Here is a 14,651-nt window from a genome sequence, read left to right as displayed (position 1 = left end):
TTGGTCAAGCGTGCGCGACCTAAGCCGTGCCAAGAGTGCTCGCTGCGATCAGAAAATATGTCGCCAGCGCCGCGAAACAGGCAGCCGCGCCTATTTGCACCCACCGCGCTTGGAAGAAGATGGCCGCCATCGTCAAGCCGCCCCCGGTGATCGTAATAATGGAGTCGCGCACCCAAGACCCGTAGAACCCGGAGAACGTGAAGTTGAAGGCGAGAGCTACGAAGCAGAAGGCCATCATCGCCCAAAGATAGTTGCGGCCTTCGCGTGCGTGGAAGGCGACGAGATCTATCTTTTCTTGGTTGGCGTTGAACTCGGGCGTCACGAAGACGCAGAGCACGTATCACGCGACCTTACTGGTGATCAGCCAGAGCACGGTCCAGGCGGGCCATTGGGTGAGCGAGCGCAATTGCCAATCGGCGGCCCAATTGCCCATCACCACAGCCAGAATGCTCCACATCCAGAGTGCGTGTGTGAGCGAGAATCGCACATGCTTGCGGCGGCGCAGGATATGGACGGCGCCTGCGAGCAAATGGCTCAGCGCCAGGTCAAGGCGCGACGTGGGTGGGGCGGGAGACGTAGCGTTCGAGTTCACCCAAGAGACGCTGCCAGGCTTCGTCCATCTCGGGCGTCCAGTGTGGGCCGCAGGCGGCGCGGATCTCGTCGCGCATGACGGTGAAGAAGAAAGCGAAGGCGTCGGGCGGCACTTCGTAGGCGACGTGGGTGACGATTTCGCTGGCGATGAAATTGTGCGCGTAGCGGCGCTCGCCGATGAAATCGAGAATGGAGTTGAAGGCGTGCGAGAGCATGTTGCCGCGCACGGCGCCGTTTTTGTCCATCACAAACAGCGGTTCGGTTTCGGGAAAGTCGCTGAACAGGCGCTTGTAGATATCGCCGGTGAGATCGCCGGCGCGCTCGGCTGCGCGTTCGAGGCTGGCGGTGACGTGTCCGGCGCCGGTGAATGTCATTTGAAGCGCAGCGTCCAGGCGCGGAGTGCTTCGAGATATTTGGTGAGATATTCGGCGGTCTTGGCGTCTGTGAGTTCGCCGGCGGCGTCGAACTTTTCGTGGGCGCGGAAGACGAGAATTTCCGGTTGCGGCATGCAGAACGAGTTTGTGAACTCGAAGGCTTGGCGCAATTGGCTTTGGCCACGCGCGGTTCCGACTTGCCCCGGTGAGGCGCCGATGATGCCAACTGGCTTGCCGTTGAGCGCCGCATCGTGCGCGGGGCGCGAGGCCCAATCGACGGCGTTCTTCATCACGCCGGAAACCCCGTGATTGTATTCCGGTGTCACGAGGAGGACTGCGTCAGCGGCGCGGATGGCGTTTTTGAACGCAGCGACGCCGGGTGGGTCGCCTGCTGCTTCGACATCGCCGTTATAGAGCGGGACGTCGGCGAGATCGAATGTGTCGATGCTCATGTCTGCGGGGGCAAGTTTCACTGCTGCGCGCAACAAAGCGCGATTGAGTGAGCCAAGGCGCAAGCTTCCAGCGACGCCGAGAACGCGCAGATCAGTCATGAGCTAAGTTATGGACCGCTGGGCGAACGCGTACCAGCCTTACTCGTCCTTCGGCTTCATGATGCCGGAGAAGGTGACGATCGCGAGGCCCGTGAGGATGGCGCCGAGCATGGCGTAAAGCGCATGCGCCCAGCGCCAGAGCGCAACGCCTTCGAACAGGCGCCAATCGTTGGTCTCGGAGACGGCCATGCCTTGCGGAAGCTCGGCACGCGCGGTGCGACCCGGCGCGCAGCGCCCTTCTTGGCCAAGATCAATGACCGGCAGGGCGACATCGAGGGCGTAGAGCGTCGGCTCGACGGCGCCGTTGCAAGCGCGGCCTTGCGGCGTCACCAGCGCGCCTTGTTCGTTCATCGCCAGCACGCCGAAGACGCCGAGCGCGAGGAAGATGACGAGCGCGCGGACGACGCGGATCGGCGCAAGGCCATAGCCGGCGATCATGCCGAACAGTGACGAGAGCGCCCAGGTGAAAGGTCCGGCGGCGCCGGAGAGTGTGTGCAGATCGTGCTGCGCCAATTGAATGCGGCGCGCATCTTCGCGCCGGCCCATGCGTGCGTAGGTGGCGGCGGCGTGGGTGAAAGGCTGTGGTGAGAACTTCTCGCCCTCGCGGCGCGAGCGCTTCAGCCACGCAAGGCGCGTGCGCCAGTGTTCGCTTTGGCTGTCGATGCGGCCATAGGCGAAACCATCGAGGCCGAGACGCACGGTCTCGGCGCCCCAACCGGTTTTTACGTCGTCGTCCAAAGCGGCGCATGAGGCGCCGGAGGCGTCGATCAAGGTTTCTTGTTGCGTGGTGAGCGCGGCGGCTTCGATGGCGCCGTCGACGTTGGCGTCGGTGAAAGAAAAGACCCCGCCCTTGGCGCGATCGGGGCCGGGGCCGCGCAACTCAAAAGCCGACCAAGCGAGTTTGCCGCCGATGCGAACGCGCGCGAGTTTGCAGCCGCCTTCGACGACGGTTTTTTGGCCGTGCGGCGCAAAGCCGTTTTCGGGAAGCGTGAAGGTGAGATTGCTGCCGACGCGGGCGTTGGGCGCCCGGATGGCCCATTGGCCGGGGTTGATGTAGCGGCCGCCGCCGAACGCGAGGTAGCCGGAAATGCGCGCGTCGGCGAGGAAGAGTTCGCCCTTGATGTTGGCGCCTTGCAGCAAGGCGCCGCCTTCAACGCGGACGCTGGCGGCATCGACGGCGCGGCCGAAGGTTTCGCCGCGCGGTGTGCTGCGATGCACGATCTCGGCGCCGCGGAGATCGAGATTGTGCGCGATGCTGGTGTTTTGCAGCGTGAGCTGGCCGGCGATCTTGACGCCATCGCCCTTCAGCTGGCCTTCGATCTCGGCGTTGGCGAGCATCAGCGCGTAGCCGAATTCGTTCCGGAACGAGGCTTCGCTGATATCGAGGTTGCCGCTGATCGTGGCGCCCATGAACCAGACTTCGCCTTCGGCTTTGAACTGAGCGCGCAGTAACGCATCGCCTTCGATGCGTGCGGTCTCGGCAATCAGCGCGGAGGCGGAAGCGTCGTCGCTGCGATTGAGGAAGGCGCCGCCGCTGCAATCAAGAGAGCCTTTGATGCGCGCGCCGTAGAGCGTGACGGGGCCGAATGCGTCGAAGCCTTCGCGCAGGAAGACGTTGCCTTCGATCTCGGCGCCTTGGAGGTTGAGCGCGTCGTCCTTGCTGTCAGCGGGGCGTGCGAATTTTGCGCCGCGCGCGAGCACGTCGCCGTCTATGCGAGCGCCGCGCAGTTTGGCGGTGAAGGTTTCGCGTCCGCCAGCTTCGATGGGCGCGACGTCGCAGAGATCGAGTTCGCCATCGATCTGAACTTCGACAGCGATGAGACGCGTGAGGCGGCTTCCATTGAGCGAGAGCCGGGCGAGACGCGCGTGGCTGAGATCGACCAGTTCCGGGATTTCGCATTCGGTCAGCGAGAGCGCGGGCAGGCCTTCGCCTGAACAATCGGTAAGGTCGAGAACGCCCTCGATGCGCGCGCCTTTGATGCGGACGCCTGGCGTGCGGATGGCCCAGCTGGCGTCGAGGCGAAGGAGAAGCTTGCGGAGGAAACCTGCCCGAACGGCAGGTTTGGCCCCGCCGGGGCCGCCCATGGCGCTGAAATCCGCGATTTCCCCAGCGCTGGTCCGATCCACCACGAAATGCTCGTGTGGCGACAGGTCGTTGGCGTCGAACGCCATGCGAAAATCCCCCGGCCTCCCCAAGCCTGGAACTGTTTAACCACCAGGCGCGGGCCGGGGCGAGTCGGCTTATATGAAAGTGATGTCAGACGCTGCGGCCGTTACCGCCCAATCCAATTTGCCCGAGCTTTCCGTCAGCGAACTTGCGCAGGCGGTGAAGCGGACAATGGAGACGACCTTCGACCGCGTTCGCGTGCGTGGCGAACTCGGCCGCGTGCTGATCGCGAAATCCGGCCACCTCTATGTCGATCTGAAGGACGAGGGCGCGACGATCTCCACGGTGATGTGGAAGGCGAACGTGCAGCAGCTGTCGTTCAAGCCGGAGGAGGGATTGGAGGTTGTCGCAGAGGGGCGGCTTTCGACCTATCCGGGGCGCTCGCAATATCAGCTGATCTGCGAACGCATGGCGCCGGCCGGCGTCGGTGCGCTGCTGGCGCAATTGGAGAAGCTGAAAGCCAAGCTGCAGGGCGAGGGATTGTTTGCGCGTGAGCGTAAGAAGGCGATCCCGTATCTGCCGCGCACGATTGGCGTCGTGACCTCGCCGACCGGCGCGGTGATCCGCGATATTCTGCATCGCTTACGCGAACGCTTTCCGTGCCGCGTGATCGTGTGGCCGGTTCTGGTGCAGGGGCCGGAAGCGGCGGGGCAAGTGGCGCGCGCGATTAAGGGCTTCAATGCGATCGAAGGCGCGAACCGGCCGGACGTGTTGATCGTGGCGCGCGGCGGCGGCTCGATCGAAGACCTATGGGCGTTCAATGAAGAGATTGTCGTGCGCGCGGCGGCGGCGAGCGATATTCCGCTGATCAGCGCTGTCGGCCACGAAACCGATACGACATTGATCGATTATGCTTCGGATCATCGCGCGCCAACGCCGACGGCGGCGGCGGAAAAAGCAGTGCCGGTGCGTGCCGAATTGATCGAGCGCGTCACCAGTGCGGATGGCCGGTTGAAGAATGGCCTTGTGCGCGGGCTGGAGCGGCGGCGCACGGAACTGCGCGCGGCGGCGGCGAAGTTGCCGCGTTTGGAAATGTTGTTTCAGATTCCGCAGCAGCGTTACGACCGCGCCGCTGAGAGGCTGAATGCGGCGCTGGTGTCGAACACGCGCGCGGCGCAGTCGAAGCTGGATCGGGTCGCGGCGCGGTTGCGGCCGGAGGCGCTGGGCCAGGACATCGTGCGCCGCCGCGAGCACCTGGCGCGCACGTCGGCGCGGTTGCAGCCGGCGATCAAGCGGACTTTGGATTCGCACAAGAAGCATCTTGAGGGCGCGACACGCATGCTGGAATCGCTCTCGCACAAGAGCGTTCTGCAGCGCGGGTTTGTGATGGTGCAGCGCGACGATGGCTCTTTGGTGCGCGCGGCCAAGGATCTGAACGCCGGCGATGTGGTGAACCTCACCTTCGCGGACGAACAGAAAAAGGCGGTGATCGATCCGGCGGGCGATGGTTCGTCAAAGCCGCGGGGCAAAGGCAAGCCGGGCGGCGATCAGGGCTCGCTGTTCTAAGCCGCCTTGTGCCGGTTTGACCTCTAGGCAATGGGTTATGCGGCTTGGTTGTGAGGCGGGCGCGCGCTAAGAGACTCGTATGAATAAGCACGATCCCGGCGGACCCGAAGCTAAGGTCCATTATGGCGACAACGAAATCACCATTTTGCGCCAGGGCACGCATGTGCGCTGCGCCGTGACTGGCGAGCCGATCACGCTCGACGCGTTGCGCTATTGGAGCGTGGATTTGCAAGAGGCGTATCGCGGCCCCGCCGAAGCGACCGCGCGCTGGAAGCAGACGCATGCGGAGAAGAAATCGTGAGGGCGCTCTTTGGTGCGATCGCGCTTTTGGTTGCGGCGTGCGCTGCAGCTGAAGCGCCGGCTGCACCCGAACAGGCGCCGGCTGCGGTTGGGCATCCGATTGAAGTTGCGGGGCCTGTTGCGCCGCCCGCGCCCGCCGCGATGGCGATCTCTTGCGCAGGCGCCTTCACCCAAGGCGGCATCGCGCTTTGCCGTACGATGCCGAACGCGGCGATCTATCTGGACGGCGCCGAGAGCGGTGCGGCCGATGCCGATGGTTGGGTCGTTGTCGGCTTCACGCGTGAACACGGACCGACAGCGCAAATCCAAGCGCGCGCCGGTGGCGAGAGCGCAACGCAGAGTGTCGATATCGCGCCGCGCGAGTTTGATATTCAGCGCGTCGATGGCTTGCCGCAGCAAACGGTGACGCCGACTGATCCGGCGGTGCTGGCGCGCATCCAGCGTGAAGCGGTGTTGAAGCAAGCGGGCTTTCAGAGCACAGCGAACATCGAAGGCTTCCTCGATGGGTTCATTCTGCCGGTTGAAGGCGGACGCGTTTCTGGCACGTGGGGCAATCAGCGGGTTCTGAACGGCACCCCGTCAACGCCGCATTTCGGCTATGACATTGCGGCGCCAACGGGGACGCCGATCCGCGCGCCTGCGGCGGGCGTGGTGACGCTGGCCGAATCCGACATGCACTATGAAGGCGGGCTCGTGTTCATCGATCACGGCCAAGGCCTCATCACGATGTATCTGCACATGAGCCGCCTTGATGTGCACGCCGGCGATACGGTTGAGCAGGGCCAAGTGATCGGCGCTGTCGGCTCAAGCGGCCGCGCGACCGGGCCGCACCTGTGCTGGCGCATGAAGCTGCGCAACACGCAGCAACTCGATCCAAGCGTGGCGATCGCTGGCTTGGCCGAGGCGCGGCGGGAGTTGCTGAGCGCGAACTAGTTTCGGACGACGACGTGCGAAACGAGGACGACGGCGGGAACATCGCCGTCATTGCGCCAGCCGTGTTGGGTGGCTGCGTCTTCCATGGCGACGTCACCGGCGCGATAGCGGATCGGATCGAGGCAGGTGTTGCGGATTTCGGTCATCTCGCCTGACACCAAGAGCGCCATGCCTTGGATCTGATCGTGCGCGTGCCAGGCGATGACGCCGCCGGGCTCGACAACAAGCCGGCGCAGACGCACGGCGCGTGTTGGATCGCTGGCGAGCGGTGTGAAGGCGATATCGGTTCCGACCACGCCGTGCTGGGGGCCGAAGGCTTCATGATTGGCGCCTTCCAAGGTGCGCCCGTTCGGGCATGTGCGCGGCGCGGCCGACATAACCGCTTCGAGCGCGGTGTCCGGCGCAGGCGGGCGATCTTCGAGGCCTAGGCGTTGTTCGACAGTGTTTATGGTTGAACAGCCCGCCAAGAGCGAAGCCGCCAAAAGTGCGCGCCACATGTCCGACCCTCCGTTCGTGGTTCTAGCGCGTGCGGCTTCGTCGAGGAACCCCGCGCTGCGATGCTCACATCGCCTGAAAGATTTTTCGTAATGTCTGTTCTTGCTTGTTCGTTTCGAGCCAAAAGCCGCCCATCACCAGGGCATACAAAAACAGTAGCAAGAGTATGCCGGGGACCACGCTGGCGGCCAGTGACGCAAGCGCGAGCGTCGTAAAGAACGCGCAGAAGATCAGCACCGCGATGAAGGGCCGCATGGTGATGACGATGCGCGAGAAACTGCCTGCATCATGGACCTCGCCGTGTGTGACCGGCGCGAACGAGTTGCGATAGCCCAGGATGCGCGTGATGGAAAAGCCGTCGATGGTAACCTCGCCGCTGAAGCGCTCGTCGTTTGACGAACTCGGCCATCTCCAGTTGAACAATTGCCGCTTCTCTACATGTGCCGCTATCGCTGCCAAGGCGTCGTCGCGCTTGAGGCGCGAAGTGATCTCAAAGCGGTGGTACGGGATGACGTTCACATCACGCCTGCTTCGACCCACGCGCTTTTCGGCCAGCGGCGGTGCGACCAAAACCATTGGCCCGGTGCATCGCGGACGCGGGCTTCCATGAATTCATTCACCCGTTTGACACCGTCGAACACGGTTTGCTCGTTGTCGGGGTCGTCATAGTTGAGCATGATGGCTGGATAGGCGGTGGCGATGAAGCGTGTGCCTGCGACGCGCCGGCCGGTGATCGGAATGAGCGGCACTTTGAATTTGAGCGCGAGGCGGGTTGGGCCGTCGGCGGTCATGCAATTGTGCCCGAAGAACGGGACGGAAAGTCCGGCATTGTATTTTTGGTCGTTCATCAGCGCGATGCTGCGCCCGCGCTTCAATGAGCGCAGCAAACCCATGCCGCCTTCCTTGCCCTTTGCCGCTTGCAGCGTCAGGCCGAACTGAGCACGTGTATCGACGATGTATTTGTCGATGATCGGGTTGTTGGCGGGCCGGTAGGTGAAGTGGGAATCTGGATCGACCTGGGCGAGGCAGAGCGAGGTGATCTCCCAGTTCGAGAAGTGGCCGCCGATGAACACCGCGCCTTTGCCGCGCGTGGCTTCGATGATCTCCTTGCCGTGAAACTCGACTTCGCCGCTGCGATACTTGGCCAAATATTCCGGCATATGCGGAAACTCGCCGGTCATGCGGCCGAGTTCGACGAACGTCTCTTTGCGAACCTCGTTGTGGAAGGCGTCGTTCTCGTTGGGGAACGCCATGCGGATATTGCGGATGGCGGTTTTCCAGGCGCTGTTGATCGGCGCGATCGCCGGCACGATGGCGCCGCCCCAGCGTGACGCGCGCTCAAGGCCGAGCGCGCCGAGCGCGCCGACATAGGCGTTCCAGGCCAAGGCCTCGACCTGAAATCCAAAACTGTTCGGCTTAGGCTTCGCCATGCAGTGCCGTAATCCGCGATTGGATCGGCGCAAGCAAGGCGTCCAACGCTGCTTCGTCCGCAAATCGCGCCGCAACTGGCAGCACGGCCACACGCGCGCGCCATGCCGGCGACAGACGGGCGGCGTCCTTCTCGGTGGTGATCAATTGGGCGCCGCGCTGTTCGGCCATTTGCGCCAGGAGGCGCATGTCGTCCTCGGAATAGGGATGGTGGTCGCTGAAGGGCACCATGTCCTCGACCTTCGCGCCGACCGCTTCGAGCGTGTCGAAGAATTTTTCCGGCCGGGCGAGGCCGGCGAATGCGATGAGCGGGCCGCTTGGCGCTTCGCCGATCGGGGACACTGAGGCTTGCAGTATGGGTTTTGCAAAGTCGGCGAGCCAGTCGGGGTGCTCGGGAATGTCGGCGCTCCAGGTGTTATGGAGCATGACGATGGCGTCGGCGCGCGCGAGGCCATCGCGCAGGCGTTCGCGCAGCGGGCCAGCCGGAAACACTTGGCCGTTGCCGACGCCGTAAGCGGGATCGACGGCGACGATGCAGAGGTCTTTGGCGAGGGACGGATTTTGGAAGCCGTCATCCATCAAGATGACGTGGGCGCCGGCTTGCACGGCGGCGAGTGCGCCGGCGTAGCGATCGCGCGAGACCCAGGCTGCGCCGTCGCGGGCGTGAAGCAGCGGCTCGTCACCGACTTCGATCGCTTCCATGTCCGGCGTGACGCGCAAGGGACCGACGGCGCGGCCGCCATAGCCGCGTGAGAGCGTGTGCGCGTTGGGGCCGAGCCTGGCGCGGATGGCGCGGCTGATCGGTGTTTTGCCTGCGCCGCCGACGGTGAGGTTGCCTATGCAAATGACCGGCGCCGGCACGTGGCGCGAGATCGTTGTGCGCATGCGGTGTGCCGCGACGGCGGCGTACGCCCACGACACCGGCGTCAGCAGCGCGCGCAGGACCACGGCCGCGTCACGGCTTTCGATCTGATCTTTGTCTTTCCAGAACTCAGGCGGACGCATTGGCCGTGCTTTGCTGTGCTGAGGCTGATGGGACAAGCGCAATGATGGCGCTGACGGTGCGTTCAAACGCGTCGGCGCCTTGGGTGGTTGCGTTGAGGGCGGCGTCGAGTTGTTGGGCGCGCGCTGCTTCATCGCGCCAGAGGCGGGCGATCTCGGCGGCGAGCGTTTGCGCATCCTGCACGCAGGTTGCGCCGCCGGCGGCGATCATGGTGTCGAACAGGTCCTGGAAGCTTTCGACGTAGGGCCCGGTGATGATCGCGCAGGCGAGCCGCGCGGGTTCGATCGGGTTGTGGCCCTTGAGCTGCGGCAGCAAGCTGCCGGCGACGAGCGAGACGGGCGCAAGATCGTAAAGCGTGCCGAGTTCGCCGAGCGTATCGGCAACATAGACCGACGCTGCGCCTGGAGAGGCGCCTTTGGAGCGCAGAGGCGCACCGCCGGCGAGGCGCGCGATATCGGCGCCGCGTTCAGGGTGGCGCGGAGCAATGATGAGGAGCGCGTCAGCGAAATCGCGGCGCAGAATGTCGTGGGCGGCGAGCACGATTTCGTCCTCGCCCTGGTGCGTGGATGCAGCGAGCCAGATGGGGCGTGCGCCGATCTCTGCGGCGAGTGCGGCGCGTGCGGTTGCATCAACACGCGGGGCGGGCGCGGCGAGCTTTAGATTGCCGCTTGCGCCGATCGGCGCCGGCCGCAGCGCGGTGAGCGCGTCCCTGGTGCGGGCGTCGGCGGCGGAGACGTATGAGAATGCGCCGACCAAGCGGCGCCCGGCGGTGCGCCAATTGGTCCAGCGGCGCAGCGTGCGTGGGCTCATGCGGGCGTTGACCAGCGCCAATTTCACGCCGCGCGCTTCGGCTTCGAGAATGAGATTGGGCCAAAGCTCGCTTTCCACGAACACGCCAACGTCAGGGCGCCAATGATCGAGGAAGCGACGCACGCAATCGGCGCGATCGAGCGGTGCGTAGATGTGAGTGGTGCGGATGGGCGCGCGGCGCGCGACGAGTTCGGCTGAGGTGCGCGTGCCGGTGCTGAGTATGAAGGAAAGGTTCGCGTTGCGCGCGCCGAGCGCTTCGATCAGCGCGAGTGCGACGCCGCTTTCGCCGACGCTTGCTGCGTGGAGCCAAACAAGGGCGCCTTGCGGGCGCGCTTGGGTGTAGCGGCCGAAGCGTTCGCCGAGGCGGGCTGGATCTTCCTTGCTGCGCTTGGCGCGGTCGTTGAGGTAAAGGCCCGCCAACGCGCCGAGCGCCGAACTTGCGGCGCGATAGAAAATAAGGACGGGCGAAAAGCTCACGAAGTTGGCGCCGTTTCTGCGGCTTCCACCAGCGCTTCGCCGCGTGGCGGAGCGGGTTGGATTGGCGGGACGCCGGCGATGCGATCGGCTTCGGCGGCGATGCGGTTCATCTCGGCTTCGAGCGCCAAGCGCACGGCTTCGATGTCGGCGTCGCTGGCGTCCATCGGCGGCGGCGCTATGGGGTTGCCCCAGACGAGCGCGCCTTTGCCGAAGGGCAGCGGCAGCACGAAATGGTCCCAGCTTTTGTCGAAGACGATGCGGTTGTTGCTGGCCCAGGTGACGGCGACCAACGGGGCGTTGGCGAGTTTGGCCAATTGAACGGGCCCGCGCTTGACGCGCATGCGCGGGCCGCGTGGGCCGTCGGGCGTCATGGCGATGACGCCGCCGCCGTCGATGTGGCGGGCCATCTGGCGCATGGCTTCGACGCCGCCTTTGGCTTTGCCTTTCTTGGCTTCGGAGCCGCGAATGACTTGGGCGCCCACGACCCTGGCCGTGTGCGAGACGATGCCGCCTTCGCGAGAGTGCGAGATCAGCATTTTGGCCCTCGGAATACCGGGACCGAAGGTCCACATCTTGTGAATGAGCGAAAAGCGGCCGTGCCAGATGCAGCCGATGAGCTTGCCGCCATTGGGACGCCAGAACGGCTCCATCACGGCTTGGTTCACCCGGGTCCAGCGCGTGGTGACGCCCACCAACAGCATGTAGCCGCCGATCAAGCTGCCCAGGATGAACTGGATTACCGGATTGCCGAGTAGGGACTTCACTATTGAACCTGTTGGAGGCCGACCGCGACCGCTTCCGCAGCGCGGGTGAGCCCCTTATAGGGGGCGTCCCCCGTACCGCGCCAGAAGCCGAAGCGAGCCCTGCACAGAACTCCGATGTCCAATCCGACCAAATTCCCCGCTTTTGACCTCTCGACGCCGGATGGGCGCCGGGCGGCGGAGCACGACCTGATTTGGGCGGACCACGGCTTCCTGCGGAACCTCTATCAGAATTTCCATTGGATCGAACCGGGCGTCATGGCGCGCTCGAACCAGCCGTCGCCGGAGCACATCGCCCGCTACGCGCAGGCCGGCTTCAAAACGATCATCAACGCGCGCGGCAAATCCGACACCGGCTATTACGCGCTCGAGAAGGAAGCCTGCGACAAGCACGGCATTACCCTGATCGATCTGCGCTTGCGCTCACGTGAGCCGCCGAGCGTCGAGGCGATCCATCGCTGCAAGCAGATTTTCGAGTCGATCGAATATCCGGCGCTCCTGCACTGCAAATCCGGCGCGGACCGCGCGGGCGTCGCGGCTGTGCTGTTCAAACACTTTAAGATGGGTCTGCCGATCAGCGAAGCGGTGGAACAACTGTCGCTCAAATACCTGCACGTGAAGCAGGGCAAGACAGGAATGATCGACTTCTTTTTTGAGACTTATCTCGAAGAGACGAAGGAGAGCGGCAAGCCTTTCCTGGATTGGGTTAACCAGGACTACGACCTGGAGCGCGTGAAAGCGGCGTTCACCGGACAATGGTGGGCGAATATTTTGGTCGATAAGGTTTTGCGCCGCGAGTGAGTGAAGCCCATTGCGGGAACCTGGGAAGTCAGGAACAAGCGTAACGTAGGTTACCCGAGGCGGCGAAGTGACAGTGAACGTGCTTGGGCGCCAGCTACCGGCGGCCGCGACGTATGTCGCCGCGCTTAGTGCAGCACTTTTGCTACTGGTTATCACTGTTGTCGCGGCGCTGTGGCAGACTGAACAAACAACCCAGCTCAATGCAGATGTGCGTCAATCCTTGGCGCAGCGCTCAAGTTTGCGTTTGCTGATGCGCGGTGTGCAGGACGCCGAAACCGGCCAGCGCGGCTATCTGCTGACAGGCAACGAGAATTATCTCGATCCGTACTTCGCGGGCCGTAGCGATATCGAGCGTGAGATCGCAAATATCGAGACGTACGCGGGGCAAAATCCTGAGCGGGTCGCCGAAGCGCGGCGCATGCGTGAGTTGGTGAGTTCCAAACTCGAAGAACTGCAAACAACGATCGACCTGCGCCGTGAGGGGCGCGGGAATCTGGCGATGGCGCGCGTGCGAGACGGACGCGGCAAGCTTGTCATGGATGAATTCCGTGCGCTGATCGCAGCGGCCGAAGCGCGCGAGCAGGCGGGCGTGATCGAAGCGATGGCGGCCGTTGATCGCGGCGCGACGCGTCTGCGGTTCGTCATTATCATCGCAGGCTTGCTATTGCTTGGCGTGGCGGCCCTGCTCGTTGTTACGGTGCGCAACGCGATGTCGGAATTGCGTGTTTCGCGCGACGAGGCGCGTTCGGCGCATGAGCGTGTGCTGCAAGAGATGGGCGCGCGTGAGCAGGCGGAAGAGAAAGTCCGCCAGATGCAAAAGATGGAAGCGATCGGCCAGCTTACGGGCGGGGTGGCGCACGACTTCAACAATATGCTCGCCGTCATCATCAGCTCGCTGCAATTGGCGCAGCGCCGCTTGGCGCGGGGCGACACCGATATCGCGCGCTTTGCCGATGCGGCCATGGATGGCGCGCGGCGCGCGGCGACGCTGACCAACCGTTTGCTTGCCTTTGCGCGTCGCCAGCCGCTGCAGCCGCAAGTGCTGGACGTCAATCGCGTCATCGCTGGCATGTCCGATCTTCTGCGCCGGACGCTGGGTGAGAGCATTTCGCTTGAGATTGTGCTGGGCGGCGGCGCGTGGCGCTCGCATGCTGACCAGAGCGAACTGGAAAACGCGATTCTCAATGCGTGCGTGAATGCGCGCGATGCGATGCCGGAAGGCGGCAAGCTCACGATCGAGACGTCCAATGTGTTCCTCGACGAGGCCTATGCGGCGGCGAATGCCGAGGTGACGCCCGGCCAACATGTGATGATCGCGATCACCGACACAGGCGGCGGCATGTCTCCCGAAGTGCGCGCACGTGTGTTTGAGCCGTTCTACACGACCAAGGAAGTTGGCAAGGGCACGGGGCTTGGCCTCGCGCACGTGCACGGCTTCTTGAAGCAGAGCGGCGGTCACGTCGCGATTTATTCGGAAGTTGGCGTCGGCACGACGGTGAAGTTCTATCTTCCGCGTACGCAGATGGAAGAGAGCGAAGATCAGGTCGTTCGGACCGAGAGCAAAGATTTGCCGATGGGCGATGCGGCGACCATCGTTCTCGTCGTTGAGGACGAAGAACGGGTGCGCAATCTCAGCGTCGCGTCGCTACGCGAGCTTGGCTACACGGTGGTGCACGCATCGAGCGGCGAAGAGGCATTGCTCAAGCTTGAAGCGAAGCCTGCCGTGACCTTGTTGTTCACTGATATCGTGATGCCGGGGATGAGCGGCCGGAAGCTTTCGGATGAGGCCAAGGCGCGCTACCCAGAGCTGAAGGTGCTCTATACGACCGGCTACACGCAGAACGCCATCGTTCATAACGGCGTTGTCGATGCCCACGCGCGGTTGTTGCTGAAGCCGTATTCGATCGATGATCTCGCACGCAAAGTGCGCGCGGTGCTCGATGAATAAGTGACGGCTCGTTTGGAGCCGGCACCTCTGGGCTTATTGCACTGACGGATTGTAATAGGGCGAATAGGGATCGAGACGGGCGTCGTAGCTCGACGCCGCCGGATCGAGGCGCGGATCGTAATAGCCGTCGCCTTCATCGATCACGGCGTAACCTGTGCCGTGATAGCGTGCGATCACCACGCGATTGCCGGTGTCGCTGACGCCGTTGGCGGTCGCGTCGGCCTCGCAGTTTCGATTGATGATGGCTTGGCGGGCGTTGGTTCGGCCGTCGTTCACGCCGCACACTTGCTCGGATGCATTGTTGATGCGGCGAATGAGGGCGTCGGCGCCGGCGGCGCTGTTTACGTTGAGATCGCCGTAGGTGACGAGGCGCTCTTCGGGTTGGGTCTGGGCGATGGCCGGAGCGGCGCACGCGAGGGCGACGGCGGAAGCGATGGCGAAATGCAATGAGCGGGACATGATCTGTTGAAGCTCCTGATTGCTCCCGCCCCTTGGCGTTGCTAACC

General features: G+C 63.9%; 16 protein-coding genes. 5 read left to right on the top strand and 11 right to left on the bottom strand.

What is annotated here, in order from left to right; translation table 11 throughout:
- Window positions 1–19: 19 nt before the first annotated feature.
- From ATE48_RS03730 to ATE48_RS03710, 4 genes are all read right to left on the bottom strand, one after another.
- Window positions 20–337 carry a hypothetical protein gene (locus tag ATE48_RS03730; RefSeq protein ID WP_066767943.1) on the bottom strand — a complete coding sequence of 106 codons (318 nt, stop codon included), beginning with the start codon at window positions 335–337 and terminating at the stop codon, window positions 20–22.
- Between the two features lie 208 nt (window positions 338–545).
- Window positions 546–965, bottom strand: coding sequence for a globin (locus ATE48_RS03720; RefSeq protein WP_066767940.1), 420 nt, complete (start codon window positions 963–965; stop codon window positions 546–548).
- Window positions 962–1,516: an NADPH-dependent FMN reductase gene (locus ATE48_RS03715; protein ID WP_066767937.1), complete on the bottom strand. Its 555-nt coding sequence runs from the start codon at window positions 1,514–1,516 to the stop codon at window positions 962–964. Before ATE48_RS03715 ends, ATE48_RS03720 begins: the two co-directional genes overlap by 4 nt.
- A gap of 39 nt (window positions 1,517–1,555) precedes the next feature.
- Window positions 1,556–3,688 carry a hypothetical protein gene (locus tag ATE48_RS03710; protein WP_066767935.1) on the bottom strand — a complete coding sequence of 711 codons (2,133 nt, stop codon included), beginning with the start codon at window positions 3,686–3,688 and terminating at the stop codon, window positions 1,556–1,558.
- 73 nt (window positions 3,689–3,761) lie between these two features.
- On the opposite strand from ATE48_RS03710, the gene xseA reads away from it, so the two are divergent.
- From xseA to ATE48_RS03695, 3 genes are all read left to right on the top strand, one after another.
- Complete coding sequence (gene xseA, locus ATE48_RS03705; RefSeq protein ID WP_228126772.1) at window positions 3,762–5,189, top strand: exodeoxyribonuclease VII large subunit; 1,428 nt, start codon at window positions 3,762–3,764, stop codon at window positions 5,187–5,189.
- A gap of 79 nt (window positions 5,190–5,268) precedes the next feature.
- Window positions 5,269–5,490, top strand: coding sequence for a DUF2093 domain-containing protein (locus ATE48_RS03700; RefSeq protein WP_066767934.1), 222 nt, complete (start codon window positions 5,269–5,271; stop codon window positions 5,488–5,490).
- Window positions 5,487–6,422, top strand: a complete 936-nt coding sequence (locus tag ATE48_RS03695) for a M23 family metallopeptidase (RefSeq protein ID WP_228126771.1) — start codon at window positions 5,487–5,489, stop codon at window positions 6,420–6,422. Before ATE48_RS03700 ends, ATE48_RS03695 begins: the two co-directional genes overlap by 4 nt.
- Here the strand turns inward: ATE48_RS03695 and ATE48_RS03690 are convergent.
- The 6 genes from ATE48_RS03690 to ATE48_RS03665 form a co-directional block, all read right to left on the bottom strand.
- Entirely contained in the window at window positions 6,419–6,919 is a 501-nt protein-coding gene (locus ATE48_RS03690; protein WP_066767932.1) for a cupin domain-containing protein, read from the bottom strand. The genes ATE48_RS03695 and ATE48_RS03690 overlap by 4 nt on opposite strands.
- Before the next feature lie 64 nt (window positions 6,920–6,983).
- A complete protein-coding gene (locus tag ATE48_RS03685; protein ID WP_066767930.1) occupies window positions 6,984–7,436 on the bottom strand; it encodes a hypothetical protein in 453 nt (150 codons plus the stop codon).
- Window positions 7,433–8,347, bottom strand: a complete 915-nt coding sequence (locus ATE48_RS03680; RefSeq protein ID WP_066767928.1) for a lysophospholipid acyltransferase family protein — start codon at window positions 8,345–8,347, stop codon at window positions 7,433–7,435. The genes ATE48_RS03685 and ATE48_RS03680 overlap by 4 nt, the downstream gene beginning before the upstream one ends.
- Entirely contained in the window at window positions 8,334–9,350 is a 1,017-nt protein-coding gene (gene lpxK / locus ATE48_RS03675) for a tetraacyldisaccharide 4'-kinase (RefSeq protein ID WP_066767927.1), read from the bottom strand. Before lpxK ends, ATE48_RS03680 begins: the two co-directional genes overlap by 14 nt.
- Entirely contained in the window at window positions 9,337–10,635 is a 1,299-nt protein-coding gene (locus ATE48_RS03670; RefSeq protein ID WP_228126770.1) for a 3-deoxy-D-manno-octulosonic acid transferase, read from the bottom strand. Before ATE48_RS03670 ends, lpxK begins: the two co-directional genes overlap by 14 nt.
- The gene (locus tag ATE48_RS03665) at window positions 10,632–11,399 is read right to left on the bottom strand and encodes a lysophospholipid acyltransferase family protein (protein ID WP_066767925.1); all 768 of its coding nucleotides are present in this window, start codon (window positions 11,397–11,399) and stop codon (window positions 10,632–10,634) included. The genes ATE48_RS03670 and ATE48_RS03665 overlap by 4 nt, the downstream gene beginning before the upstream one ends.
- 114 nt (window positions 11,400–11,513) lie before the next feature.
- Between ATE48_RS03665 and ATE48_RS03660 the strand changes: the two genes are divergently transcribed.
- Window positions 11,514–12,197: a fused DSP-PTPase phosphatase/NAD kinase-like protein gene (locus ATE48_RS03660; RefSeq protein WP_066767922.1), complete on the top strand. Its 684-nt coding sequence runs from the start codon at window positions 11,514–11,516 to the stop codon at window positions 12,195–12,197.
- Between the two features lie 67 nt (window positions 12,198–12,264).
- On the top strand, window positions 12,265–14,145 hold the full coding sequence (locus ATE48_RS03655) for a CHASE3 domain-containing protein (RefSeq protein ID WP_228126769.1): 1,881 nt from the start codon (window positions 12,265–12,267) through the stop codon (window positions 14,143–14,145).
- Between the two features lie 33 nt (window positions 14,146–14,178).
- Here ATE48_RS03655 and ATE48_RS03650 read toward each other — a convergent pair whose 3' ends face one another.
- On the bottom strand, window positions 14,179–14,604 hold the full coding sequence (locus ATE48_RS03650) for a UrcA family protein (protein ID WP_066767920.1): 426 nt from the start codon (window positions 14,602–14,604) through the stop codon (window positions 14,179–14,181).
- Window positions 14,605–14,651: the final 47 nt, after the last annotated feature.

Source organism: Candidatus Viadribacter manganicus (assembly GCF_001679665.1).
In the GTDB taxonomy this organism is placed as follows: Bacteria; Pseudomonadota; Alphaproteobacteria; order Caulobacterales; family Aquidulcibacteraceae; genus Vitreimonas; species Vitreimonas manganica.
The sequence above is the reverse complement of the archived record's forward strand: the minus strand, read 5'-3'. Positions and strand labels throughout refer to the sequence as shown.